Source organism: Aeromonas sp. QDB23 (assembly GCF_027707745.1).
Taxonomy (GTDB): Bacteria; Pseudomonadota; Gammaproteobacteria; order Enterobacterales; family Aeromonadaceae; genus Aeromonas; species Aeromonas allosaccharophila.
The window spans coordinates 1-1,057 of sequence record NZ_JAPCJA010000155.1 but is presented as its reverse complement, the minus strand read 5'-3'; the positions used below and the strand labels follow the sequence as shown (position 1 = coordinate 1,057).

At 41.8% G+C, this 1,057-nt stretch carries 1 protein-coding gene; it reads left to right on the top strand.

Annotation, left to right across the window (positions count from 1 at the left end; all coding sequences use genetic code 11):
- The first annotated feature begins 103 nt into the window (after positions 1–103).
- Positions 104–928: a hypothetical protein gene (locus PG888_RS22930; protein WP_270694475.1), complete on the top strand. Its 825-nt coding sequence runs from the start codon at positions 104–106 to the stop codon at positions 926–928.
- Positions 929–1,057: the final 129 nt, after the last annotated feature.

The window sequence follows — 1,057 nt, the reverse complement described above, 5'->3', positions numbered from 1 at the left end:
CCGGCTGGAATGACGACTATCGGGCTCAGTTATTCTTTGGTTAAAATATCAACAAAGTGTGCTCCCGCCCTGGGTAAAGGAGGGGGGGGGAGCATCATATAGCATGAAGTTTATAATTACAGCAGTTGGTTCTCAGCTAAATTTGTCACTGCCCAGTAACGATAAGATACCTGATAAAGGTGATTGTTCTGACAGTGCAATTTGGAGCAACAACATAGCTATATTTTTATATCGTGACGTAAATATCAATAAGCAATCGGTTGGCGGGGCATGTTATGGAAATAACAGTATGTATGCGGGGGCTAAAATAACAGTTGCCTCTGCATATCTTGGTTATAAACTTGAGGCGCCAAATCCTCTCAAAATGGAAAATGGCATTTATAACGGGAGAATGATATTTTCAATCGGCAATGGGAAGGATTTGGACTTTGGGAATGGTACCTATACTGACCCGCAATTAATAGTCTCTTTCAAAGTAAAAGTTCGCCATCAGATAAAGGTTGAGTTTCCATCAGGCGGCAATAAAGTGGTGTTGCAGCCTCCTGAAGGATGGATTAATTTTGTTTATGACAGAAAAACGGCACCAAGGGTATTACAGCAGAACTTGCCTTTCCGGATATGGTATAGCGCACCATTTACTGTGGCATTGCGCTGCCAGTATACATGGGGGACTGATTGTGCATTAAAAGATGGTAAAGGGCGGACAGTTCCATTGAAAACAAACTATGTGCACATTAACAATAAAATGACTCCTTTGACGATAAATGCGCAGAAATTTATTTTATCTACACATGAAAAATCTGTAACTAATGGAGCAAGGGCTATTCTTTTTCAAGTTGTCGGCGGCACTGTAGCAGAGATGATAAAATATCCTGGCTCTACCTATAAAGGTGATGTCACGTTAATCTTTGATGCGTCTATCGACTAACAGAGACCACTGCTTTTGGCATAGTCAAAGAGGGCACTATCACTGGTAATACCCCAGGGCGGGATCGCACTTTGTTAATGAAATTTGAACAGGCAGATCGTCTGTGATCTAATCGCGTCTCCATGCAGG

What these genes read in the sequence shown, in the direction of transcription:
- PG888_RS22930 (WP_270694475.1), top strand. Translation starts at nt 104, where the DNA reads ATGAAGTTTATAATTACAGCAGTTGGTTCTCAGCTAAATTTGTCACTG.